This is a genomic window from Acinetobacter sp. SFA (assembly GCF_001647535.1).
In the GTDB taxonomy this organism is placed as follows: domain Bacteria; phylum Pseudomonadota; class Gammaproteobacteria; order Pseudomonadales; family Moraxellaceae; genus Acinetobacter; species Acinetobacter pecorum.
This window is the reverse complement of record NZ_LSZI01000001.1, coordinates 329,641-352,763: the sequence shown is the minus strand read 5'-3', so window position 1 is coordinate 352,763 and position 23,123 is coordinate 329,641. Positions and strand designations below refer to the sequence as shown.

General features: G+C 44.0%; 19 protein-coding genes. 15 read left to right on the top strand and 4 right to left on the bottom strand.

All coding sequences use genetic code 11. The annotated features are described in order from the left end of the window. The 5 genes from AY607_RS01625 to AY607_RS01605 form a co-directional block, all read left to right on the top strand. Positions 1 to 697 (top strand): acyl-CoA dehydrogenase family protein (locus AY607_RS01625; RefSeq protein ID WP_264753784.1); only part of this gene is annotated, 697 nt, incomplete at its 5' end. A 254-nt stretch (positions 698 to 951) separates the two neighbouring features. After that, on the top strand, positions 952 to 2,232 hold the full coding sequence (locus AY607_RS01620; protein ID WP_064096769.1) for an MFS transporter: 1,281 nt from the start codon (positions 952 to 954) through the stop codon (positions 2,230 to 2,232). Between the two features lie 40 nt (positions 2,233 to 2,272). Continuing rightward, complete coding sequence (locus AY607_RS01615) at positions 2,273 to 2,944, top strand: 3-oxoacid CoA-transferase subunit A (RefSeq protein ID WP_064096770.1); 672 nt, start codon at positions 2,273 to 2,275, stop codon at positions 2,942 to 2,944. Beyond that, positions 2,944 to 3,603 carry a 3-oxoacid CoA-transferase subunit B gene (locus AY607_RS01610; protein ID WP_064096840.1) on the top strand — a complete coding sequence of 220 codons (660 nt, stop codon included), beginning with the start codon at positions 2,944 to 2,946 and terminating at the stop codon, positions 3,601 to 3,603. The genes AY607_RS01615 and AY607_RS01610 overlap by 1 nt, the downstream gene beginning before the upstream one ends. Before the next feature lie 204 nt (positions 3,604 to 3,807). Then, positions 3,808 to 6,387, top strand: a complete 2,580-nt coding sequence (locus AY607_RS01605) for an EAL domain-containing protein (RefSeq protein WP_064101557.1) — start codon at positions 3,808 to 3,810, stop codon at positions 6,385 to 6,387. 175 nt (positions 6,388 to 6,562) lie between these two features. On the opposite strand, the gene AY607_RS01600 is transcribed toward AY607_RS01605, so the two are convergent. The 3 genes from AY607_RS01600 to AY607_RS01590 all read right to left on the bottom strand — a co-directional run bounded on the left by AY607_RS01600 (position 6,563) and on the right by AY607_RS01590 (position 10,458). Then, complete coding sequence (locus AY607_RS01600; RefSeq protein WP_064096772.1) at positions 6,563 to 7,762, bottom strand: MFS transporter; 1,200 nt, start codon at positions 7,760 to 7,762, stop codon at positions 6,563 to 6,565. A 17-nt stretch (positions 7,763 to 7,779) separates the two neighbouring features. Next, on the bottom strand, positions 7,780 to 9,045 hold the full coding sequence (locus AY607_RS01595; protein ID WP_064096773.1) for a DcaP family trimeric outer membrane transporter: 1,266 nt from the start codon (positions 9,043 to 9,045) through the stop codon (positions 7,780 to 7,782). Between the two features lie 114 nt (positions 9,046 to 9,159). Continuing rightward, a complete protein-coding gene (locus AY607_RS01590; RefSeq protein WP_064096774.1) occupies positions 9,160 to 10,458 on the bottom strand; it encodes an MFS transporter in 1,299 nt (432 codons plus the stop codon). Between the two features lie 454 nt (positions 10,459 to 10,912). Here AY607_RS01590 and AY607_RS01585 point away from each other — a divergent pair, with 454 nt between their 5' ends. From AY607_RS01585 to AY607_RS01575, 3 genes are read left to right on the top strand one after another with little or no spacing between them, the layout of a single operon-like run. After that, on the top strand, positions 10,913 to 11,686 hold the full coding sequence (locus AY607_RS01585) for an enoyl-CoA hydratase (protein WP_005096905.1): 774 nt from the start codon (positions 10,913 to 10,915) through the stop codon (positions 11,684 to 11,686). A 2-nt stretch (positions 11,687 to 11,688) separates the two neighbouring features. Next, positions 11,689 to 13,209, top strand: coding sequence for a 3-hydroxyacyl-CoA dehydrogenase (locus AY607_RS01580; RefSeq protein WP_064101556.1), 1,521 nt, complete (start codon positions 11,689 to 11,691; stop codon positions 13,207 to 13,209). A 25-nt stretch (positions 13,210 to 13,234) separates the two neighbouring features. Further along, complete coding sequence (locus tag AY607_RS01575) at positions 13,235 to 14,452, top strand: 3-oxoadipyl-CoA thiolase (protein WP_064101555.1); 1,218 nt, start codon at positions 13,235 to 13,237, stop codon at positions 14,450 to 14,452. Positions 14,453 to 14,566: 114 nt separating this feature from the next. Here the strand turns inward: AY607_RS01575 and AY607_RS01570 are convergent, their stop codons facing one another. Continuing rightward, positions 14,567 to 15,004 carry a PaaI family thioesterase gene (locus tag AY607_RS01570; RefSeq protein ID WP_064101554.1) on the bottom strand — a complete coding sequence of 146 codons (438 nt, stop codon included), beginning with the start codon at positions 15,002 to 15,004 and terminating at the stop codon, positions 14,567 to 14,569. Between the two features lie 110 nt (positions 15,005 to 15,114). Between AY607_RS01570 and AY607_RS01565 the strand changes: the two genes are divergently transcribed. The 7 genes from AY607_RS01565 to AY607_RS01535 all read left to right on the top strand — a co-directional run bounded on the left by AY607_RS01565 (position 15,115) and on the right by AY607_RS01535 (position 23,097). Then, positions 15,115 to 15,870: a class II aldolase/adducin family protein gene (locus AY607_RS01565; RefSeq protein WP_064101553.1), complete on the top strand. Its 756-nt coding sequence runs from the start codon at positions 15,115 to 15,117 to the stop codon at positions 15,868 to 15,870. After that, a complete protein-coding gene (locus AY607_RS01560; protein WP_064096777.1) occupies positions 15,867 to 16,790 on the top strand; it encodes a 2-hydroxyacid dehydrogenase in 924 nt (307 codons plus the stop codon). Before AY607_RS01565 ends, AY607_RS01560 begins: the two co-directional genes overlap by 4 nt. Positions 16,791 to 16,826: 36 nt before the next feature. Next, positions 16,827 to 17,615, top strand: coding sequence for an enoyl-CoA hydratase-related protein (locus AY607_RS01555; protein WP_081408782.1), 789 nt, complete (start codon positions 16,827 to 16,829; stop codon positions 17,613 to 17,615). An 11-nt stretch (positions 17,616 to 17,626) separates the two neighbouring features. After that, positions 17,627 to 18,607, top strand: a complete 981-nt coding sequence (locus tag AY607_RS01550; RefSeq protein ID WP_064096779.1) for an NAD(P)H-dependent flavin oxidoreductase — start codon at positions 17,627 to 17,629, stop codon at positions 18,605 to 18,607. Positions 18,608 to 18,819: 212 nt separating this feature from the next. Beyond that, the gene (locus AY607_RS01545; protein ID WP_064101551.1) at positions 18,820 to 20,619 is read left to right on the top strand and encodes an acyl-CoA dehydrogenase C-terminal domain-containing protein; all 1,800 of its coding nucleotides are present in this window, start codon (positions 18,820 to 18,822) and stop codon (positions 20,617 to 20,619) included. Between the two features lie 129 nt (positions 20,620 to 20,748). Further along, entirely contained in the window at positions 20,749 to 21,588 is an 840-nt protein-coding gene (locus AY607_RS01540; protein ID WP_064101550.1) for an alpha/beta fold hydrolase, read from the top strand. Between the two features lie 12 nt (positions 21,589 to 21,600). Further along, complete coding sequence (locus AY607_RS01535; protein WP_064101549.1) at positions 21,601 to 23,097, top strand: flavin-containing monooxygenase; 1,497 nt, start codon at positions 21,601 to 21,603, stop codon at positions 23,095 to 23,097. Positions 23,098 to 23,123 lie beyond the last annotated feature (26 nt).

Below are 23,123 nucleotides of genomic sequence, written 5' to 3'. Positions count from 1 at the left end.
AATGTGGATTACCAATAGTCCGATTGCCGATGTATTTGTAGTTTGGGCCAAAGAAGTTTCTGCCGAAGGTAATGTCGGCGACATTCGTGGCTTTATTCTAGAAAAAGGCTGGGAAGGGCTTTCTGCTCCAGCGATTCACGGCAAGGTGGGTCTACGTGCCTCAATCACCGGTGAAATTGTGATGGATAATGTCTTTGTTCCAGAAGAAAATGCATTTCCGGAAGTTCGTGGTTTAAAAGGGCCTTTTACCTGCTTGAACAGTGCGCGTTACGGGATTGCATGGGGTGCGATGGGAGCTGCAGAATTCTGCTGGCATACCGCGCATCAGTACACCATGGACCGTAAACAGTTTGGCCGACCACTTGCTGCGAATCAGCTGATCCAGAAAAAACTGGCAGACATGCAAACTGAAATTGCCCTTGGCTTACAGGTGGCTTTACGTTTTGGCCGCATGAAGGATGAGGGTATTGCTTCAGTTGAAGGTACATCTTTAATTAAGCGTAATAACTGCGGTAAGGCACTGGATATTGCCCGTTTGGCCCGTGACATGATGGGCGGTAATGGGATTAGCGATGAATTCGGTGTAGCCCGTCATCTGGTTAATCTGGAAGTGGTAAATACCTATGAAGGTACCCACGATGTACATGCCCTGATTTTAGGACGTGCACAAACCGGAATTGCAGCCTTTTGCAACTAAACCTGAGATCTCCCTCTAGCCAGCATTGCTGGCTAGATTGTTTTCGGGGTTAAGCATCGCGGCTTAATCACATCTATTTGTAGATTGCTATGTGATTTCACCGTATTCAATTTTTAAAAACCTTGAAAAGCATTTTTATATCACTTTGTTAAAGCGTGATAATGATCAATAAATATTATATATTTCAATTAAATAATTAAGTGAAATATTGATTTTTAAAAGGCACAGGAGTGCCGAAAAGTAGAAAGAGCATTATGGATACGATCAGTTCACAACAACACCAGGTAGAAGGTGGAAACGAACCCAAGCAAAAAGTCTGGATTCTGGCCTTTATCTTCTCATTTTTGGCATTACTGGTTGATGGTGCTGATATTGCATTATTAGCCTACAGTCTGACCAGTCTGAAACAAGAATTTTCATTAAGTAATATGCAGGCCGGTGCCTTGGGAAGCTGGACACTTGCAGGCATGGCTATCGGCGGTTTTTTTGGTGGCTGGGCATGTGACCGTTTTGGCCGAGTTCGTGTTATCGTCATTGCCATTGCATTATTTTCTTCATTAACCTTCTGGTTGGGATTCGTGGAAAGTTATGATCAGTTCAAATGGCTGCGATTTACGTCTGCGATTGGACTAGGTGCTCTATATATTGCCTGTAACACACTCATGGCAGAGTATGTACCCACCAAATATCGCTCTACAGTATTGGCAACGCTCATGACTGGCTGGACTTTAGGCTCGGTGGTCGCAACTGTTCTGGCTGGATGGTTATTACCTGAGTTTGGCTGGCGATACCTCTATTATATTGCCATTATTCCAATTGTACTGGCTTTCGCGATGTACTTTTTGGTGCCTGAACCGAAAGCCTGGTTAGAAGCACGTCAGGCCCGACTGGATGCAAAAGCCAGTGGCATTGTGCAGGAAAAGCCCAAGAACACTTTCAAAATGATTTTTGAAGATGCACTCAGCCGTCGCATGTTTATCCTCTGGTCCTTCAGTACCGCATTTTTACAGTTTGGCTATTATGGAGTCAGCAACTGGTTACCGGCCTACTTAGAGACTGATCTGGGAATCAAGTTTAAAGAAATGACCATGTATATGATCGGAACTTTCCTGATCATGATGTGTACCAAGGTTATTGCCGGTTTTATCGCTGACCGGATTGGCCGTCGTGCGGTATTTGCTTTCGGCACTATGGGTACTGCAATTTTTATCCCTGTGATTGTCTTTGGTAATACGCCGGATAACATTCTCTGGCTGATGTTATTTTTTGGTTTTCTCTATGGTATTCCATACGGTATTAATGCGACTTACATGACAGAAAGCTTCTCCACCAAAGTGCGTGGAACAGCCGTGGGTGGTGCCTATAACGTAGGCAGACTGGGTGCTGTGTTTGCACCTCTTACCATTGGTTATTTTGCTCAAGGAGGCTCAATTGGTACGGGTTTACTGATCATGGGCATTGCCTATTTTCTTTGTGGCCTGATACCCGCTTTCTTTATTAAAGACCGCTTATTTGATCCGCAAAAGGCAGATTAATCTGCAATTGCAATATAGATAGAACATGCTAGGAAGCAATATGATGAATAAAATCACGCAGGATATCGAGACGGTACTCAAGCAAATTCCTGATGGTGCACACATTATGACCAGTGGTTTTGGCCTGGCAGGTCAGCCGGTCGAATTAATCGAAGCATTAATTGATCTTGGTCCTCGAGACTTAACCATTATTAACAACAATGCTGCTTCTGGAGATCGTGGTCTAACCAATCTGCTGTTGTCTGGACTGGTTAAAAAAATGATCTGTTCATTCCCGCGGGCCAATAACTCAACCGTCTTTGAAGACCTGTATAAGGCAGGAAAAGTTGAACTGGAACTGGTGCCACAAGGCAATCTGGCCTGCCGTATTCAGGCAGCCGGTGCAGGCTTAGGAGCTGTTTTTACTCCAACCGGTTTTGGTACCAAAATTGCTGAAGGTAAAGAAACCCGAAATATCAATGGAAAAGATTATGTGCTGGAATATCCGATTCATGCTGATTATGCCTTGGTATATGCCAATCAGGCAGATCAGTGGGGCAACTTGACCTACCGTAAGGCAGCACGGAATTTTGGTCCGATCATGGCCAAAGCAGCAAAAACCACCATTGCACAAGTGCATCAGATTGTGGAACTGGGAGAGCTTGATCCAGAGATCATCGTAACGCCGGGAATTTTTGTACAGCATGTGGTCAAGGTTGGAGATATTAAATGATGAATATTCAAAAACGTAGCCGTGAACAGATTGTGGCTAAAGTGGCACAAGACATTCCAGCTGGCTCTTTTGTGAATTTGGGTATTGGTTTACCGACACGCGTGGCTGGTTATTTAAAACCTGAACAAGGAGTAATTCTGCACTCGGAAAATGGCGTTTTAGGTTTTGCTGCCTTGAATGATCCTGAACAGGCAGATGATGACCTGATTAACGCCGGTAAAGAACTCGTAAGCATGCTACAAGGTGGCAGTTTTATGAATTCTGCGGACTCTTTCGATATCATGCGAGGCGGGCATCTGGATATCTGTATCATGGGTGCCTTTCAGGTTGCTATTAATGGTGATCTGGCGAACTGGCATACCGGTAATGCTGATGCTGTACCTGCTGTAGGCGGTGCAATGGATCTGGCCGTGGGTGCTCGATGTGTCTATGTCTGTATGGAGCATATGACCAAAAACGGTGAAGCAAAAATCGTTGAAGAACTAACTTATCCTCTAACAGGTAAGCAGTGTGTCAACCGCATTTATACCGATCTCTGTGTGATTGAATTAAAAGATGGCCAAGCTCAGGTTATTGAAATAGTGGATGGCTTAAGTTTTGAGGAGTTGCAAAGGAAGACTGGCTGTAAATTAGTGGACAGTCGTCAACAAGCAGCCTAAAAATAAGACATCAAAATTTGAACGAGTGAAACATAATTTCAAATCACAGCTTTGGCTGTGATTTTTAAACTTTAATATTAATATTTTTTTACACATAAAATGAGGCATATTTCGCACTTTTAAGATGTACATATAAACTTTTGCTAATGATTATCTTAAGAATAAGTCTAAAATGTTAACAAGCTAAGGAAGGTGATAGTCTGAATGCATAATAATTGTGATGATCAAGATATTTTTCATATTTTTAATCTGATTGGCCGCCATACTGAACTCAAACCTATTCTCGACATTATTAGCCAATGGCTGGAATCACGTATTCCAGAGGCGCTTGTCACAATTATGCTCTATAGAGAAGACTCGCAAACTTTAAATGTTATAAGTGGCCAGCAGCATTTCTCAAAAGAGTACTGTAATGTCATCCAAGATTTAAAGATTGGTCCTGATCGAGGAACCTGTGGCGTAGCTGCTTTTTTGCGTCAACTCGTCATTAGTCCAAATTTAATGAAAGATCCAAACTGGCAGTCCTACCGTGCTGTAGTGAATGCAGAAAAGCTGTCTAGTTGCTGGTCTATGCCGATTATAAATGCCTCAGATATTTTATATGGCACTTTTTCGACCTATTATCGGGCACCCAAAATACCGACAGAACAGCATATTGAGCTTTTGAAACAAGCGGCAAAATTAGTGGCTCTCGCAATCGAACTTGATCAGGAGCGTCAAAAAAGACAGGAGCTTAATGAGAAATACTGTTCTTTTTATACTTATCATCCGCATATCATTTTTGAACTTGATTTACAGGGGAATATGCTTACTACCAATATTGCTTGCGAAGAAATTACAGGATTTTCTAAAGAGCAAATTTGTGGTCAGCATTATTGTGCTTTTATACCACCTGAATTTCATGAGCTGGCCAACTTTTCATTTATAGAAACGCTGCAAGGTAAATCTCAACATTTTGAGCTTCCAATCTATAATGTTACTGGAGATATTTTATGGCTGGATTTGACCAATTTACCGATTATACAAAATCAGAAAGTTACCGGCGTTATTGGCATTGCGCGGGATATTACTTTATCCCGTAAAAACAAGGAGGATCTGCGCTTATTAAAACGGGGAGTAGAAGCCAGTACGAATAGTCTTTTTATTACCGATGTTTCAGAAGAAAGGTTAATGGTGTATGTGAATCCGGCTTTTCTCAAGCTCACAGGCTATACAGAAACAGAAGTATTAGGGCAAGGCTGTTTTTTCTTGCAGGGTCCAGATACTGATCCGGATCAAATTTCATTACTCAAGCAAGCAGTCAAAAAACAAAAAGAAATTCAGGTCACCATAAAAAGTTATTGTAAAGATGGCAGCTGGTTCTGGAACCGTTTAACCCTAGGTCCTATTTTTGATCAGACTGGGACCTGTACCCATTTTCTAGGAATTCAGGAAGATATTACCCAGCAACTTATTCACGAAGAATATATCCGGCATCAGCATACCCATGATTATTTAACCGGCTTGCCGAACCAGCATGCATTTAAGCAAATTCTGGAAAATATTTTTGAAGTACAGCATGAGAGTTCAGAACCTTTGGTGCTGCTATATATAGACCTGGATGACTTTAAAAATATTAATGACAGCTTGGGTCATCTGGTGGGGGATCAGATTCTTAAAAGTGTGGGTGAGCGGCTGCAAAAATTTATTCAAGACGATAACGTGCTATGCCGCTTTGCTGAAGATGAGTTTATCTTACTGCTTTCAGGAATATATGAGTCATCTGAAGTGGAGGCGATCGCTGGAGAAATTCTTGAGCTTCTTTCCATACTTTTTGTTATTGATCAGTACAAAATACATTTAAGTGCCAGTATTGGTATTGTGGCGGATGACAGCTCAATCCAGCATTCATCTGAACTGATCTATCAGTCTGTTTTGGCAATGCAGGAAGCCAAAAGACAGGGGCGTAACATCTGGCAGTGGTATGAAAAAAACAAAATGCAGCCTGTCGCAGAAATAGATTATACCAATCTGCGTCTGGAACTTATGGAAGCGATCAATCAGGAAAATTTCGACCTGTTCTATCAGCCGCTGGTTCATCCTGAAACTGGACATGTAACAGGTGTGGAAGCCTTAATCCGTTGGTGTCATCCGCAACAGGGTTATATTTCCCCAGCAATTTTTATCCCTCTTGCAGAAAGAACCGGGCAGATTATTAGTGTAGGCCAGTGGGTGCTGGAAAAGGCCTGTTTAGATATTGCGCACTGGAACAAGAAACATAATAGCCAGATCACGGTATCGGTGAATATTTCTCCCTTACAATTCCGTAGAGCAGGCTTTCTACAGGTACTTGAACATGCGCTTCAACTCAGTCAATTACCGCCGGAACTACTTAAAATTGAAATTACGGAAGGTGTCATCATTAATGGCGCAGACCGAACCATAGAAATTTTAAAAGCGGTGCGTGCTTTAGGCGTACAGGTTGCCATTGATGACTTTGGCACAGGTTATTCGAGTCTCAGTTATCTGCGTCGTTTGCCGATCAATCAAATCAAGTTAGACCGTAGTTTTATTGAAGAGCTGACCCTCGATGGTCAGGATGCTGCAATTGTGCAATCCATTATTCATCTAGCCCATCAGCTAGATTTGGAAGTTGTCGCAGAAGGGGTCGAAACCTTAAGTCAGGCCAGTTTGCTCTATCAACAGGGCTGTGATTTGCTACAAGGCTTCTTTTATGCAAAACCAGCACCTTTAACTGAATTGAAATCTGTTTATCTCGCAATGGAAAATAGTAAATTGAATTAACTCTAAAAAGTTAAGATATCAATATTTTCAACCACTCTTCAGAGAGAAAGGAAACGTTAAACAGGCCTCAAAATTTTTTCTATTTTTATGAGCGTATCATCTTTAGAATTTGCACTTGATATAGAAAGCGGGATAAAAAAATAAGCTTTTAACCTCTAAAGGTTTTTAACAGTATTTAAGGCTCAGGCTGAATATTGGCTAAATTTCTTTCTTGGTTTAAATCATAATAGTTAATCACAAAGATCAAGAGGGCAAAAATAAAACCTAAAATGACACAGGCAGACCAGCCATAGCTTTTCCATAAATGCAGCGATAAAAATGCTCCCAGACCGGCACCTGAAAAATAACAGGTCATATAGATGGCATTAATCCGCGAGCGTGCCTGCATTGAAATTCGATAGACCAGATTCTGGTTCAAGACATGCAAACAGGAAATTCCAAAATAAGCCAGAATCAAGCCCAGGATATAAATCCATAAATAGTTCTGGGCAAAGAATAAGGGAATCCAGGCCAGAATCAGTCCACATGTGGCCAGGTGCGCAATCCATTTTTCCCGATGTCTGCCAATCATTTTACCAGTCCACTGAGAGGACCAGATGCCGACCACACCCACAATACCCATGAGACCAATCTGGAAATCATTAAAATGATACGGTGCTTCAGCCAGAATAAAAGTCATGGTAGTAAAGATAATACTCAGCATGCCAAAACCCAAACCTCCGATCATACTACGCCGGATCAGCATGGGTTCTGTTCGGGCAAAGGTAAATAGTGAGCGATAAATTTGCAATATATTCATCTGCAACTGGCTCTTGGTGCTCGGCAACTGGAACCACATCGCCAGACTTAGCAGAAGAATTGCACAACCACTAAATAGGTATACCGCATGCCAGGACCATAAAGTAGAAATCAGTCCGGCTACGGTACGGGCAAACAGAATACCCACCAGAACACCACTCATGAGCAGGCCAACGACTTCGGCACTTTTATCACGTTGCGACAGGCTGGCGGCAAAAGGAATCAGAATCTGGGTGGTAATCGAACAAAAAGAGGCGAGCAGAGTAAAGCCATACAACATATGCAGATTGGTACTGGCTGAAAGCCCAATAAGTGCCAGTCCGGTACAGAACATTAAACTGCAGATGTACAGCCGTTTTTCGAACAAATCCCCCAGAGGGACAAACAAAAATAACCCGGTGGCATAGCCAATCTGGGTCAATACTACAGTCCAGCCAGACTGGGCTACACTGATCTGCAGATCCTCTGCAATAGAATAAATCAAGGGCTGGTTAAAATAATTACAACCTGCGCAAAGTGCGCAGGTCATTGCCATCATGAACATGAAACGGCGTGAAATTTGCCCTTGGGCTGACATCCTTGTCTCCTGAGGCCTTAAAAACTATAGTTGGCAGAGAGGTTGATACGCGAAATATCTGCTTCCTTATTGTCAAAGGTTTCACGCTTGCCATGATGATATTCTGCACCCAGATTAATCTTTGGAACAGGAGAATAGATCACGTTAGCCACATAGTCGGTTAAGCGCTTATTGGCTTCCGGATTGGCTTTAGCATAATCGCTAGAATCATCAAAATCGACCACACTGGCTGCAATACTGCTACGCCATTTCGGTGTGAATTTATGCGTAAATCCGATATTCAAACTGTTAAACTCATTCAGTAAAAGTTCATTATTGGCTGTATCAACCGAATAGTCGCCACCCCAAGCTGCACCGTCAACCGTAGAACCTTGAATTAAAAAGGCAGCAATACGCTGATCGCCTACTATATGGAAATAATTGCCCTGAATAGAGTTTCTATCATCAAAACGATAACGTCCACCAGCACCAACCCCCCAGCCAACTTTCTCGATATCACCTGTCGCGGTTTGCGCCTGCTTTTCATTGATAAAGCCTTGAGCTAACAGATGTAGCGGACCGGATTGATGTACAAATTTGGTGGTTAAGGCAGGTAAGGCAGAGGAGCGATCACCACCGGCCATATATTCCAAGCCGACATTCCAGGTATTTTCCGGATCAAGCTTAAACGCATAACTGACCTGGGGAGTACGTAAGATCGAACCACCGAGCAATAAACTGTAGTCTACCGCATCGGTGCTAATTTCCGGCGTAGACATGAGTGACCAGGCCTGACCAAAAGTCCAGTTATAATATTTAAAATATGCATGACGGATACGGAGGCCACCATCACCTTTGCCATTGTTGGTCCAGAAATCAGCTTCCAGACGTGCGGAAATATTCGGATTACCTCCCAGATCTTTGGCCAGAAAACCAATACGGCTGGCGGCTGCAGTGAAATCGGAACGGACTGAATCAGGTTCAGTAAAAGGCACTTTATTGATCTGGTTAATGGTACGGCCACGGGTTTCTGGCGTACTCTTAAAATCAATCGCGCCATCCAGACGGATCATTCCATACACATCAACATTGTCCATCATGCTACTTAAACTTTTGGATTCTGCTACTTTAGACTGTTCCTGCTGTACTTTCAAAGCAAGCTGCGATTGTTTTTGCTGTTCCAGTTCGGACTGAATCTGTTTGAGCTGTGCTTCTAGAAACTGGATACGATCTTCCGATACTTCTGCTGAAAGTACAGTTCCTGATGCAATACCGCACAATGTAGCTAAAACTAATTTTTTCATTTCTTAATCCCTAAAGAAACTTTTAATCCTGAATGAAAGGAAACCTTTCTATACGTGTGGTCAATAATTGGAGAAAGAGGAAGACAGCAAGTTGTACTGTCTTCCGGAGAGTATTTATTCTGCTTTTTGCGGATCGTATAAACGGTCTTTAATAAACAGGGCCGGAATTAAGCCGCAGAAGAAGTAGGCAGCGCCCATCACCATCAAGCCAGTTCCAATTGAGCCATGCATGGCCAGATAGCCAATGGTAATCGGGGCAAAAATGGCACCGATCCGGCCAATATTGAATGCACCACCCACGGCTGTTCCACGAACTGCAGTCGGGAAGCTTTCAGTTAAATAGGTTGCATTAATGGCATATGGAATGCCGTACAGGAAACCAAAGATCAGCATCAGTACACCGATGTTATCTGGAGTGTGCATGTAGACCACGACCGGAATGAACAGCGCAGTTCCCATGGTGCCGAAAGCAAACACGATACGACGGCCGATCTTGTCAGCAACATAGCCCGCAATGATTTTGGCGAATATCATGGTCAAGAAAGTACCAATCATATAGATCGCCATTTCCTTGAATTTGATACCTAATTCAGCTTCCAGATAACTTGGCAGCCAGTTACTTACACCGAAATAACCGAATAAGAGAAAACCTGAGCTGAATGACCATAAGATAAACATTCTGCCGTGGGTTTTATCTTTTAAAATGGTGATATATGGATTGCCTTTTTTCGCATTATTATCCACGATCTGGCCAGTTCTTTTCATTTCCCGAACACGTTTCCACGATTCTGGTTCAGGCACCATAAAGTGCATGAGGATACCGAGTGCTAAAGGTGCAATCGTAATCCAATACAGCATACGCCAGCCGAACTCAGGAATAATCCAGCCTGAAAGCATGGTAATCACCAGAGAACCCAGAGTGAAGCCGGTCATCAATGTTGCCAGCACTGTGGTACGGTATTTGGTAGGCACATATTCAGACATCAAGGTATTACAGGCAATATACAAGCAGCCCAGACCTAAGCAGGACAGAGTACGTAACATTGCAAATTCAGTATAAGACTGCGCAAAACCTGAGTAGGCAGACAAGATCGAGAAGGCGATGGTTGCCAGTACAATGACGCGGACACGTCCAAATTTGTCGCATGCCCATCCACCAATAAAGCCTCCAATCCCCATACCTAAAAGAGAATAACTTCCCAAGGCCCCCGCCTGTACAGAAGTTAGGCCCCATTCCGCTTTAAGACTGGTCAGACTAAAAGCCAGAATCCCGATATCTGCACCGTCACAGAGCAAAATCAGAAAAGCAAAGACAAAAGCCGTCATCCATAGACGTTTTGGTGCCTGTTTGATGGTATCCGTGGAGGAGACATCGGTTTTATTGTCTCCTGTTACGATGGTATCGCTTGTCATTCTTATATCCTCTATATATTCAAAGTAGCATTTCCTCTGCTACCGCTAAATCCATTTTTCTTCCTCACGGAAACATAGTTTTCCTGATTTAACAGACTTGCTCTACACACAACAGCCGCTGCATTTATTATCAGGCTACATTCGATTTTTCACGCTTTACGCTAAATCAAAATCATCTCATTACTGGAAAATTTGATTTCGTAAATTACTTCTAAGTTCTGCCTTATGGTGATTATTCATTGAAATGAATAACCAGATTGCATTTAAAATAATTAATTCCGTATTGCGAAATTAATTAATCATAAAATGAGAAATTGAACAAGAGTTTTTACTCTATTTTTATTTAAAAATAACTTTTTTGAATTCTGGGGTTAAAAATCCTTGATTTATAGCTTGAGAAACCTTAGTTTTATATAAAATAAAATTTCGCTATACAAAATAAATGGAGATTTTAATGGAACAGGTAGTTCAAGTAGAACAAGTTTCAGCACATGTAGCGATGGTTAAAATTCATCGACCAGAAGCGAAAAATGCCTTGAATACAGAAGTTCGCCAGAAACTTGCGGCGGCTTTTCTGCAACTGAATGATGATGAAAATGTCCGTGCCATTATTCTTACCGGTGGTGAAACAGATTTTGCAGCAGGCGCAGACCTGAAAGAACTGGCCAATGCAGAAACCATCCAGATGATGCAGCGTCGGACTGAACGTTACTGGCAGGCGATTGCACAATGTTCCAAACCGGTGATTGCAGCTGTAAACGGTTATGCACTGGGTGGTGGCTGTGAACTGGCCATGCATGCAGACATTATTATTGCCGGGAAAAGTGCCCAGTTTGGTCAGCCTGAAGTAAAAGTGGGTGTCATGCCGGGTGCAGGTGGTACCCAGCGCTTATTCCGTGCAGTTGGCAAATTTCATGCCATGCGCATGATCATGACCGGTTGTCTGGTACCTGCACCGGAAGCCTATCAAATTGGCCTGGTGTCCCAGGTGACTGAAGACAGTGAAACCCTTGCAACTGCCATCAAGATGGCAGAAGGGCTGGCAAAAATGCCACCAATTGCCTTGGAGCAAATCAAGGAAGTGGCTTTATTGGCCGAAGATGTGCCGCTCAATGCCGGACTTACCCTGGAACGTAAGTCTTTCCAGATGCTGTTTTCTTCAGAAGATCAAAAAGAAGGCATGCAGGCCTTTATCGAAAAACGTAAACCGAATTATCAGGGACGATAAGCATGAGTATTCAGATTCAAAAAATTGGCATTATTGGTGTAGGCACGATGGGTGCAGGTATTGCCCAGATCGCGATTCAGTCTGGTCATGATGTTGTACTGTTTGATGCCAAAGAAGGGGCAGCCGAACAGGCACAGGACAAACTGGCCAAAACATTAAATACCTTGGCAGATAAAGGTAAATTCAGCCATGAAAAAGCCGCTGAAGATATTGCTCATCTGTCGACTGCGCAGCAGCTAGAAGACCTGAAAGATTGTGACTTAATTGTTGAAGCGATTATTGAAAATCTGGAAATCAAGCAAAAATTGATGCAGCAACTGGAAGGAATTATAAAACCAGAAGCGATTCTGGCATCCAATACATCTTCATTGTCGATTAGCGCAATCGCCGCCAACTGTAAGCAGCCAGAACGTGTTGCCGGTTATCACTTCTTTAATCCGGTACCACTGATGAAAGTGGTCGAAGTGATTGAAGGCTTTAACACCCGTGCTGACATTATTGAAGCATTAACCCAGCTCTCGACAAAAATGGGTCATCGTCCGGTCAAAGCTAAAGATACGCCAGGGTTTATCATTAACCATGCCGGCCGTGCCTTTGGTAGCGAAGCCTATGCAATTCTGAATGAAAATGTCACACCATTTTATGATATTGACAGGATCTACCGTGACGGAATCGGTTTCAAGATGGGGCCGTTTGAATTAGGTGATCTGACCGGTATGGATGTCTCGCATCCGGTGAGTGAATCGATTTATCACCAGTATTATGAAGAAGCACGTTACCGTCCAAGCGTGATTACCCGTCAGCGTTTTATTGCCAAGCAGTTAGGTCGTAAAACCGGTAAAGGTTTTTATGATTACACCTCGGGCAGCAAAGTAGGTGATGTGGCTCCAGCATTGGTTGAAAAACTCGATCAATATCCAGCAGTCTGGCTAGGCACAGAATATAGTGAAGACCGTCAGGCACTTGAGCAATATCTGCAACAGTTCAACATTCAGATTGAGCAAACTGAGATACCTTCAGCAGAGGCTTTAATCCTGATTGCCACTTATGGTGAAGATGCAACATCAGCCGCTGTTCGTTATCATGTGGCACCTCAGCAAGTGGTGTGTATCGATCTGCTATATGGTCTGAATAAACACCGTACCTTGATGCCAACTTTTGTCACCCAACCTGAGCTAATAAAAGCAGCCCAATCGATTTTCAATCTGGATGGTATGACCGTCAGCGTAATTCAGGAAAGCGTCGGCTTTGTGGCTCAACGTGCTTTGGCAATGATTGTGAATCTCGGCTGTGATATTGCCCAGCAAGGCGTTGCAACGGTAGAAGATATCAATATCGCAGTGAGACTAGGCCTTGGCTATCCATATGGCCCTATTGAATGGGGGGATGTACTGGGTGCTGAAAAAATCCTGAAAATATTAGACCGTATGACTGCGATTACCCGTGACCAGCGTTACCGTCCAAGTCCTTGGTTGCGTCGCCGTGTTCAGCTTGGTCTGCCTCTTGTTCATACAACAAATTAATTAAAAAGTTAAAGGAATAACACTCATGTTAAATGCATATATTTATGATGGTTTACGTTCACCAATCGGTCGCCATGCAGGAAGTCTATCAAGCGTACGCCCAGATGATCTGGCAGCGACCGTAATTAAAAACCTGCTGGAAAAAACCGGTATTCCGGCAGCAGATGTAGAGGATGTAATTTTTGGTAGTACCAATCAGGCCGGTGAAGACAGCCGTAATGTGGCACGTTTTGCAGCATTGTTAGCAGGTATGCCGGTAACAGTTCCGGGTCAGACGGTAAACCGCTTATGTGCATCAGGTCTCGGTGCTGTGATTGATTCGGCACGTGCCATTACTGCAGGTGAAGGCGAGTTGTACATTGCCGGTGGCGTAGAAAGCATGACCCGCGCACCTTTTGTAATGGGTAAAGCAGAGAGTGCTTATTCACGTGATGCCAAAATTTATGACACCACGATTGGTACCCGTTTCCCGAACCGTAAATTTACGGATCAGTTTGGCGCGCACAGCATGCCTGAAACAGGTGATAACGTGGCTGAAGAATTCGGTATTAGCCGTGAACAGGCTGATACCTTTGCTGCTGCATCACAGGCAAAATATCAGGCAGCGAAAGAAGCAGGTTTCTTTGAAGGTGAAATTACCCCGATTGAAGTTTCTCAAGGACGCAAATTGCCGCCTAAACAAATTACTGAGGATGAGCATCCACGTGCTTCTTCAACATTTGAAGCTTTATCCAAGTTAAAACCGCTTTTCGAAGGTGGTGTAGTAACAGCGGGTAATGCATCAGGTATCAATGACGGCGCTGCAGCACTGATTATCGGCAGTGAAAAAGTGCAGGAACTGTATGGCTTAAAACCTCTCGCTCGTATCCTGTCTTCTGCAGCCGCTGGCATTGAGCCACGCATCATGGGAGCAGGCCCAATTGAAGCGATTAAAAAGGCAGTACAGCGTGCGGGTTTGACGCTAGACGATATGGATATCATCGAGATTAATGAAGCCTTTGCCAGTCAGGTATTATCTTGCCTGAAAGGTCTGGATGTCGCTTTGGATGATCCGCGTGTCAATCCAAATGGTGGTGCGATTGCCATTGGTCATCCACTGGGCTGTTCGGGTGCGCGTTTAGCTTTAACCGTTGCACGTCAGTTACAGCGTACCGGTAAAAAATATGCCGTGATCAGTCTGTGTATTGGTCTGGGTCAAGGCCTGGCGATGGTGATTGAAAACCCTGAAGCTGCAACATCTTAAGTCATCACCTAAATACCATGTATATGTGATATGCATGGCATTTTTTTATTGGGATTTTTCTTTCAAAATAAAAATCCCTGCACATGCAGGGATTGATTACATCAGTGTAATGATTTACTTACGGGCAGTGACTAATAAAGTCGCTGAACCAAATGCATAAACTTTACCTTCTTTATCGATAATTCGGCCTTCTGAGGTCAGTACATTACGCCCGATCCGGATGACTTCACCAATAGCTGTATAAGTTTCGCCGCTTTTCATCGCTTTCAGCATTTTGACATTCAGGTCAATGGTCGAGAAACTGACACCTGCATCTAATGTCGTATGCACGGCAGCGCCAGTGGCACTATCTAGAACCGTTGCACAAAAGCCGCCATGAATTCCACCCTGTAAATTGTAATGGCGCTGATCAGGACGCACCTCATATTCCACATAGTTTTCGCGCACCAAGGTCAGACGCATGGGAATAATTTCACTCATGGCTGAGCTGGGAATTTCCCCATTTTTAATTGCGGTGAGATATTCAAGTCCGTTTAATTGTGATGTGGGCATATCCACTCCTTGTAACGATTTATTTCGCTTTATGAAATAATATTCTGTTTTTCTAGAATTATGATATAACAGATAATGATCGAAATGCTATATTTTTCCAGGATGGAATGATGACAATAAAAAATCTCGTCACAGATGCTGAATGGCAGGCACGTTGTGAACTCGCAGCGCTTTATCGCATTATCGCGCATTACCGGATGACGGACCTGATCGATACTCACATCAGTTTAAGAGTTCCCGATCAACCTGACTGTTTTCTGATTAATCAGTATGGTGTCGCTTTTGAAAAAATGTGTGCTTCAACGCTGGTGAAGATTAATCATGAAGGGCAGGTCGTAGAAAGCTATGAACAGGACAAGCCGGTGAATATGGCGGGCTTCGTCATCCACTCCGCAATTCATGAAGCACATGCTCATCTGAACTGTGTCATTCATACGCATACCGCAGATGGCATAGCAGTTTCTGCACAGAAACACGGACTTCTTCCCATTTCCCAGCATGCGTTGAAATTTTATCAGCAGGTGGCCTATCACGAATATGAGGGCGTTGCATTGTCAACAGATGAACAGGAACGCCTGATTGAGGACCTAGGCGGCCATCGCGCCATGATTTTACGCAATCACGGACTTTTAACGGCTGGCGAAACGATTGCACGGGCTTTTCATGAAATCTATTTTCTGGAGCGTGCCTGTCAGGCGCAGGTGAAGGCCTTAAGTGGCGGTGCCGAACTGCATTATCCAAGTGAAGATGTACGAATTAAAACTGCCAAGCAGTTCGCCAGTCCTTTAGTTGAACCGATTTTACAGCGTGCCTGGCAGGCTGCGTTATCCCTGATTGAGCATCAATATACGGAGTATGCATCATGATTGTGATATCCAGTACTGTGCCGAATATTGAAGCCATTCTGGTGAAGTCTTTTCAGAAATATGCGCCTGAGGGCAGTTTTTGTACACTGGACAGCCCGGAAGCTGAACAGGCGACCACAGCAGCTTCGTGGTTTCCAGATCTGGAAAAACTCCGGCAACTTCCAGAACTTGGTCTGATTCATTCGATTGCTGCAGGAGTCGAACATTTAAATTTAAACGAGATTAGAGCTGACCAGTCAGTCTGCCGGGTACTGGATCCACATCATCAAAAGGGCATGTTTGATTATCTGCTTTGGGGTGTGCTGTATTTTCAGCGTTATTTTGACCGCATGATCCAGCAGCAAAAGCAGCAGCTATGGAAACAGTATCGTCAAAGTTATAGTCATCATATCCAGATCGGGATTATGGGCCTTGGCCATATGGGTGGTTATGTGGCAAAACGTTTTGCCGACATGGGCTATCAGGTGTCTGGATGGTCCAATTCCCCAAAAGAGATTGCTCAGGTCAAAAGCTATGTAGGCCAAGAACAGCTTTCCGAGTTTTTGGCCCATAGCCAGATTTTGATTAATTTAATGCCTTTAACTGCAGACAATACTGGCATCTTATCTGAACAGCTATTTAAAAAATTACCCGACCAAGCTGCTCTTATTCAGGTGGGGCGTGGGCAGCATTTAATCGAGCAGGATCTACTCAATGCACTGGATTCCGGCCAGTTACGTGGTGCAATTGTCGACGTATTTGAAGAGGAGCCATTAGCTGCTGAACATCCATTCTGGCAGCATGAAAAGATCGTTGTTACACCACATGTCGCCTCACATGCGCCCATGTCTGTGGTGGTGGAACAGATTCTGGAAAATGACCGACGCTTAAATCTCGGGCTGGATTTATGCCATCAGGTAGATGTCAATAAAGGCTATTAATTGTAGGGATACAGGCAAAAAATAAGGAAATTGATGATGTGGGAAACGATTCAAACTCAGGTTCAGCAAGGCGTCGCAACCTTAAGCTTTAACCGCCCGGATTCACTCAACAGTTTTAACCGGCAAATGCATGAGGAAGTGCAGCAGGTGCTGAAAAACTGGAATACAGATCCGGATATTCGGGTGATTGTGATTCGCGGTAATGGCCGGGCGTTTTCAGCGGGACAGGATTTAAAAGAACGTGCTGGACAGCTCGGCAATGTGCCTTTGCCACCGCAAGGCTCACTGGCCAAATACTATAATCCCTTGATTAACCTGATCCGCCAGAGTCCCAAACCGGTAATCGCAGCAGTGAATGGTGTGGCTGCCGGTGCAGGTGCCAATATCGCGCTGGCCTGTGATCTGGTCATTGCCAAGGAAAGTGCCCGATTTATTCAGGCCTTTTCTAAAATTGGCTTGATTCCTGATGCCGGTGGCACCTGGATGTTGCCACGTTTAATCGGTTATGCACGTGCCATGGCACTCACTTTTCTGGGGGAACCGGTGCATGCCAAAGAGGCCGCTAAAATGGGCATGATCTGGAAAATGCTTCCAGATACAGAATTTGATATTTATATCGATGACATTGCACAGCGATTAGCTCAACAGCCGACTTATGCGCTGGCTTTAACCAAACAGGCCTTGCAACGCAGTGCTGAAAATAACATAGACCAGCAACTGGAGTTAGAACAAAACCTGCAATATCTGGCTCTGAGCAGTCAGGACTACAAAGAAGGTGTCCAGGCTTTTATCGAAAAACGCCCTGCACAATTTACCGGATGCTAAGGAGAGCATTCATGAAAATTCAAACGCGTATTACCGAGCTTTTAGGCATTCGCTATCCGATTATTCAAGGCGGCATGATGTGGGTTGGTACCGCAGAAATGGCCAGTGCTGTATCTAATGCTGGTGGCTTGGGAACATTAACGGCATTGACTCAACCGACGCCTGAAGCCCTGGTCAAGGAAATTGCACGCTGCCGAGAAATGACCGATCAGCCTTTTGCAGTCAATCTGACTTTATTGCCCGCTGTAAATCCGCCGCCATATGCAGAATACCGACAGGCGATCATTGAAAGCGGTATCAAGATCGTAGAAACAGCAGGCAACAAGCCTCATGAACATATTGAGGCATTTAAGCAACATGGCATTATTGTCATTCATAAATGTACTTCCGTTCGTCATGCGCTTTCAGCACAAAGAATTGGTGCGGATGTTATTTCGATTGATGGTTTTGAATGTGCGGGCCATCCGGGTGAAGACGATATTCCTGGCCTGATTTTAATTCCTGCCGCTGCTGATCAGCTCACTGTGCCGATTGTGGCCAGTGGCGGTTTTGCTGATGGCCGTGGTCTGGTCGCAGCTTTGGCTTTAGGTGCTGAAGGCATCAATATGGGTACACGCTTTTGTGCCACTCAGGAAGCGCCGATCCATCCAAACATCAAGCAGTTCTATGTCGATAATGATGAAAGGGCGACACATCTGCTGTATCGACAGTTCAGGAATACTGCCCGTGTTGCCAAAAATGCAGTATCTGATCTAGTGGTTAAAATGAGTGAAGATCCAGATCTGGAATTTGAACAGATTCGTCCCTATGTCAGTGGCCTAAAAGGCAAGCTTGCTTTAGAAAATGGCGATATTGATGCAGGCGTACTGACTGCAGGCCAAGTGATGGGATTGATTCATGACATTCCGACTTGTCAGGCGCTGATCGATAATATCATGCAGGAAGCAGAGCAAATTGTTCAGCAACGTTTAGCTCAATTTTTTCCACGTTAATCAACTTTAGGGCAGTCGCTGAATAGAAAAGCCATTCCATCATGAATGGCTTTTTTTTCATCCTGTATAATTTTTATTTTTAAATGGGAAATTTCATCGAATGACTAGATTTTATTCTTTAAATTATATTATAGTGGATTTAAAACATAATTTCGTATTATGAAATTAATTGTCATAAATATACAAATTAGAACTCATACAAGGGAATTACGATGAGAAATTATATTGCGCCATTAAAAGACATGAAGTTTGTCCTAAAAGACCTGTTAAACGTTGAACAGAAATATCAGGGCTATGCAAAATTCGCTGACAAGGTTTCTATGGATATTATGGAGCAATATCTGGAAGTTGCTGCGGACTTTTGCCAAAACGAACTTCTACCGATTAATGCGATAGGCGACCAGCAGGGTTGCCGTTTGCAGGATGGTGTCGTAACTACTCCAGATGGGTTTAAAGCGGCTTATGACAAATATGTAGAACTTGGCTTTACCTCTTTAACCGGTGATGAACAATATGGCGGTCAGGGCTTCCCAACTTTATACCGGATTGCTATTTCTGAAATTATTACTGCAACCAACTGGTCTTGGGGCATGTACCCAGGCCTGTCCCATGGTGCCATGCGTACTTTAGAGCACCACGGTAGCGATGAACAGAAACAGAAATTCCTGGTACCTTTAATTGCAGGCCGCTGGACTGGAACCATGTGTTTGACTGAATCTCATGCCGGTTCTGACCTAGGTTTAATCCGTACCAAAGCAGTGCCAAATGAAGACGGCAGTTACAGCCTCAGTGGTGAGAAAATCTTTATCTCAGCCGGTGAACATGATCTGGCTGAAAATATCGTGCATATCGTACTGGCACGTTTGCCAGATGCACCTGCGGGAACCAAGGGTATTTCACTGTTTATTGTTCCTAAATACAATCTGGATGAAGCTGGCAATGTAGCTTCCCGTAATGGTGTGGTGTGTAGCGCCATTGAACACAAGATGGGCATTCACGGCAATGCGACCTGTGTGCTGAATTTTGATAATGCCAAAGGTTTCCTGATTGGGCCTGAAAATCGCGGCCTGAATTGCATGTTTACCTTTATGAACTCGGCACGTATCGGTACAGCCATTCAAGGCTTGGCAGCAGCAGAATCTTCTTATCAGGGGGCATTGGCTTATGCCAAAGACCGTCTGGCGATGCGTTCACTTGAAGGTGCAAAAGCGCCAGGCCAGCCTGCAGATCCGATTATCGTGCATCCCGCAGTACGTAACATGCTGCTGACTCAAAAGGTGTTTGCAGAAGGTTCACGTGCACTGGCATATTATCTGGCGACCTATGCCGATATTGCTGAAGCAACGGATAATCCTGAAGAGAAGAAAGCAGCAGAGGATCGTCTGGCATTATTAACCCCAATTGCCAAAGCATTAATGACTGAAACCGGCATAGAAGCGGCTAAACATGGTATGCAGGTTTTCGGTGGTCACGGTTATATTGCTGAACATGGCATGGAACAGATTGCCCGTGATGCCCGTATTGCCAGCCTTTATGAAGGAACCACTGAAATTCAGTCTATTGATTTACTGGCGCGTAAAGTGCTGAGTTCAAAACTGGGTCTGCTGACCGCATTGACTGATGAAATTCAGGGCTTTATAAAAGAGCAACAATATGCCCAGTTTAGCCAGCAAGTTGCACAAGTCAGCCAGTTGACTGAACAATGGCTGGAATTAACCAGAACCATTCAGGCACAGGCTCAGCAGTCTGCCAATGAAATTGGGGCAGCATCAGTTGACTACCTATATTTCTCTGGTTATGTCGTGTCCGCTTATCTGTGGCTGAAAATGGCAATTACTGCGCAACAGAAAATTGAAGAAGGCAATACTGATCCGTTCTATGCAGCCAAGATCAAAACTGCACAATTCTTCTTTGCACGTATTTTGCCAAGAACCTCAACCCACCTTGCCAATATTCAGGCGGGTGGTGAAAGCCTGTTTTTACTTGAGCCTGAAGAGTTCAAATTCGATTAAACCTTTTGACCCACGATACTCGTGTCGTGGGTCTTTTTTTAATAATTTTTGCATCCTAACCCAATTCAAATATTTAGATTTATTCTCGGGTGTTGAATAAACCATAAAACAACAAGATCAGGAGTCTATATGGATTTAGACATGATTACTCGACAGTGTCCCTATGCTGATCTGCAGCTTACTTTTCATGAAGTCGGACAGCGTTCTGCATTTCCCACCATTATTCTGATTCATGGCACCGGTGGAAATACCGACAAGCATTTCAGCTATATTTTTCCGATGTTGGGTATTCATCAGCGGGTTTTATCCATTGATTTGCATACCCCAGATAACGCCGATCTGGCGGTGACCCATTTTAGCCAACAGGTTGAAGCACTGATTCAGCATGCAGTTGCAGAAGATGAAACCATTACAGTGGTAGGCTATTCACTCGGTGCTGTGATTGCTGCACAAGTAGCAGCCAGTTTAAAACAGCGCGTAGCGCGTTTGATCCTGTTAGCCGGTTGGGCAAAAACCAGTTCAGTCCAACAACTGCGTACCACGATCTGGCAACAGTTATTTAATGATCAATCTGCTGCCTTGCCGCATTTTGTCAATTATTGCCTGTATAGCGATGATTATCTGTCTGCACGAAGCGAACAGCAGGTGTTGGATCTGGCACGCTTTGTTAAACCTTCCCAGGATGCAGCCAAACAGCGGGAACTGAATTATCGCATTGATATTACGTCAGCTTTATCTGACATCTGTGCAGAAACTCTAGTCGTTGCCTGTCGTGAAGACCGCATGGTGCCTGTAGCCCAAGCAAAACTGCTGTTTGCTTCAATTTCGAACAGTCGCTATATCGAAATTTCTTCAGGACATGCGCTCTATATCGAAGCACCAGCCGAAGTGGTGCAACTGGTCAACCAGTTTAGCCAGCATCCAGAACAATATCCGGTGAATCAAAAAATCCAGCCTTATATGCCTTAAAGGAGATAAATAATGCAAGCTCAAGGACAGCGCAGCAAGATTCTAATTGTAGGCAGTGGTTTTGGTGGTTTGGGAATGGCAATCCGCCTTAAACAGCAGGGCATCCACGATTTTAAAATCATTGAACGTGCAGCAGAAGTGGGCGGCACCTGGCGTGACAATACCTATCCCGGGGTCGCCTGTGATGTACCTTCCCACTTATATTCTTTCTCTTTTATTAAAAATCCGGACTGGTCACGTGTGTTTCCGCAAGGGGCAGAAATTCAGCGATATTTAATTCAATGCTGTGATCAGGAAAAAATCCGGCCCCATATTGATTTTCACACCCAATTGGAAAGAGCCAGTTGGAATGCTAAAGAACGTATCTGGGAAATTCACACCTCTAAAGGTTTGTATCAGGCTGAGATCTTAATTACCGCAACCGGACATCTGGCAGATGAGCATCTCCCGCAAATTCCGGGGCTGGAAGAATTTGAAGGCCAGGTCATGCATTCAGCACGCTGGAATCATCAGATAAGTTTGGAGAACCAGCATGTCGTTGTGGTGGGTTCAGGGGCTTCAGCCGTTCAGCTTGTGCCGGAAATTGCCAAAACAGCAAAAAACCTGACCGTCTTGCAACGTAGTGCACCATATATTTTGCCCCGACCAGACCGACCTTATTCTGAGTCAGAAAAACAGCTTTTCCGCAAAGATCCGGACAGTATGTCAGCCTTAAGACATTCCTTGTTTTGGGGCAATGAATACAATTTTGCCCAGCGCCGTAATCTGAAAAGCCAGTTTGAGCGGGTCAAGAAAAACTGCCTGCAATTCTTAAAACATCAGATTTCAGATCCTGAATTACAGCACAAACTCACGCCGAATTATGAACCTGGTTGTAAGCGCTTATTGCTTTCTAATGATTATTATCCAACCTTTTTAAAACCGCATGTCACACTTGAAGATTCAGCATTGGCAGAAGTTACGAAAGACGGTGTATTAAGCCAGGCTGGAAATAAATTTTTTGCAGATATCATCGTATTTGCCACCGGATTTGAAGCGGCACGTCCACCTTATGCCGCGAAGGTGGTAGGTAAACAGGGTTTAAGCCTGGAGCAGCAATGGTCCAGTGGTATGCAGGGTTATCAGTCAACGACCGTACACAACTTTCCAAACCTGTTCATCCTGAATGGGCCAAATACAGGCAGTGGACATAATTCAGCACTTTATTTTCTGGAAACCCAGTTTGATCTGGTGCTGGATGCCTTGCAGTTTTTTGAGCAGCAACAGATTCAGGTCTTTGAAGCAGATCAAGAAGCTGAAAATAGCTATATGCAGGAGCTACAGCAGCTTTCCCAAGGTAGTGTCTGGTTATCGGAAAGCTGTAAAAGCTGGTATCTGGACCCGGTCAGTCGCAAGCTGACTTTGGTCTGGCCTGATTATGCTCATTCATTTAGGGATAAAAATCAGCATTTTATTCGTAGCGGTTATCACTACAAGTATGTTGAATCGAGACAGCAGAAAGTGGTTTAAAAATATTTAATTAAAATCAAACTCTT

Coding starts and splice junctions, on each gene's coding strand:
- AY607_RS01620 (WP_064096769.1), top strand. CDS start 952: ATGGATACGATCAGTTCACAACAACACCAGGTAGAAGGTGGAAACGAA.
- AY607_RS01615 (WP_064096770.1), top strand. CDS start 2,273: ATGATGAATAAAATCACGCAGGATATCGAGACGGTACTCAAGCAAATT.
- AY607_RS01610 (WP_064096840.1), top strand. CDS start 2,944: ATGAATATTCAAAAACGTAGCCGTGAACAGATTGTGGCTAAAGTGGCA.
- AY607_RS01605 (WP_064101557.1), top strand. CDS start 3,808: ATGCATAATAATTGTGATGATCAAGATATTTTTCATATTTTTAATCTG.
- AY607_RS01600 (WP_064096772.1), bottom strand. CDS start 7,762: ATGTCAGCCCAAGGGCAAATTTCACGCCGTTTCATGTTCATGATGGCA.
- AY607_RS01595 (WP_064096773.1), bottom strand. CDS start 9,045: ATGAAAAAATTAGTTTTAGCTACATTGTGCGGTATTGCATCAGGAACT.
- AY607_RS01590 (WP_064096774.1), bottom strand. CDS start 10,458: ATGACAAGCGATACCATCGTAACAGGAGACAATAAAACCGATGTCTCC.
- AY607_RS01585 (WP_005096905.1), top strand. CDS start 10,913: ATGGAACAGGTAGTTCAAGTAGAACAAGTTTCAGCACATGTAGCGATG.
- AY607_RS01580 (WP_064101556.1), top strand. CDS start 11,689: ATGAGTATTCAGATTCAAAAAATTGGCATTATTGGTGTAGGCACGATG.
- AY607_RS01575 (WP_064101555.1), top strand. CDS start 13,235: ATGTTAAATGCATATATTTATGATGGTTTACGTTCACCAATCGGTCGC.
- AY607_RS01570 (WP_064101554.1), bottom strand. CDS start 15,004: ATGCCCACATCACAATTAAACGGACTTGAATATCTCACCGCAATTAAA.
- AY607_RS01565 (WP_064101553.1), top strand. CDS start 15,115: ATGACAATAAAAAATCTCGTCACAGATGCTGAATGGCAGGCACGTTGT.
- AY607_RS01560 (WP_064096777.1), top strand. CDS start 15,867: ATGATTGTGATATCCAGTACTGTGCCGAATATTGAAGCCATTCTGGTG.
- AY607_RS01555 (WP_081408782.1), top strand. CDS start 16,827: ATGTGGGAAACGATTCAAACTCAGGTTCAGCAAGGCGTCGCAACCTTA.
- AY607_RS01550 (WP_064096779.1), top strand. CDS start 17,627: ATGAAAATTCAAACGCGTATTACCGAGCTTTTAGGCATTCGCTATCCG.
- AY607_RS01545 (WP_064101551.1), top strand. CDS start 18,820: ATGAGAAATTATATTGCGCCATTAAAAGACATGAAGTTTGTCCTAAAA.
- AY607_RS01540 (WP_064101550.1), top strand. CDS start 20,749: ATGGATTTAGACATGATTACTCGACAGTGTCCCTATGCTGATCTGCAG.
- AY607_RS01535 (WP_064101549.1), top strand. CDS start 21,601: ATGCAAGCTCAAGGACAGCGCAGCAAGATTCTAATTGTAGGCAGTGGT.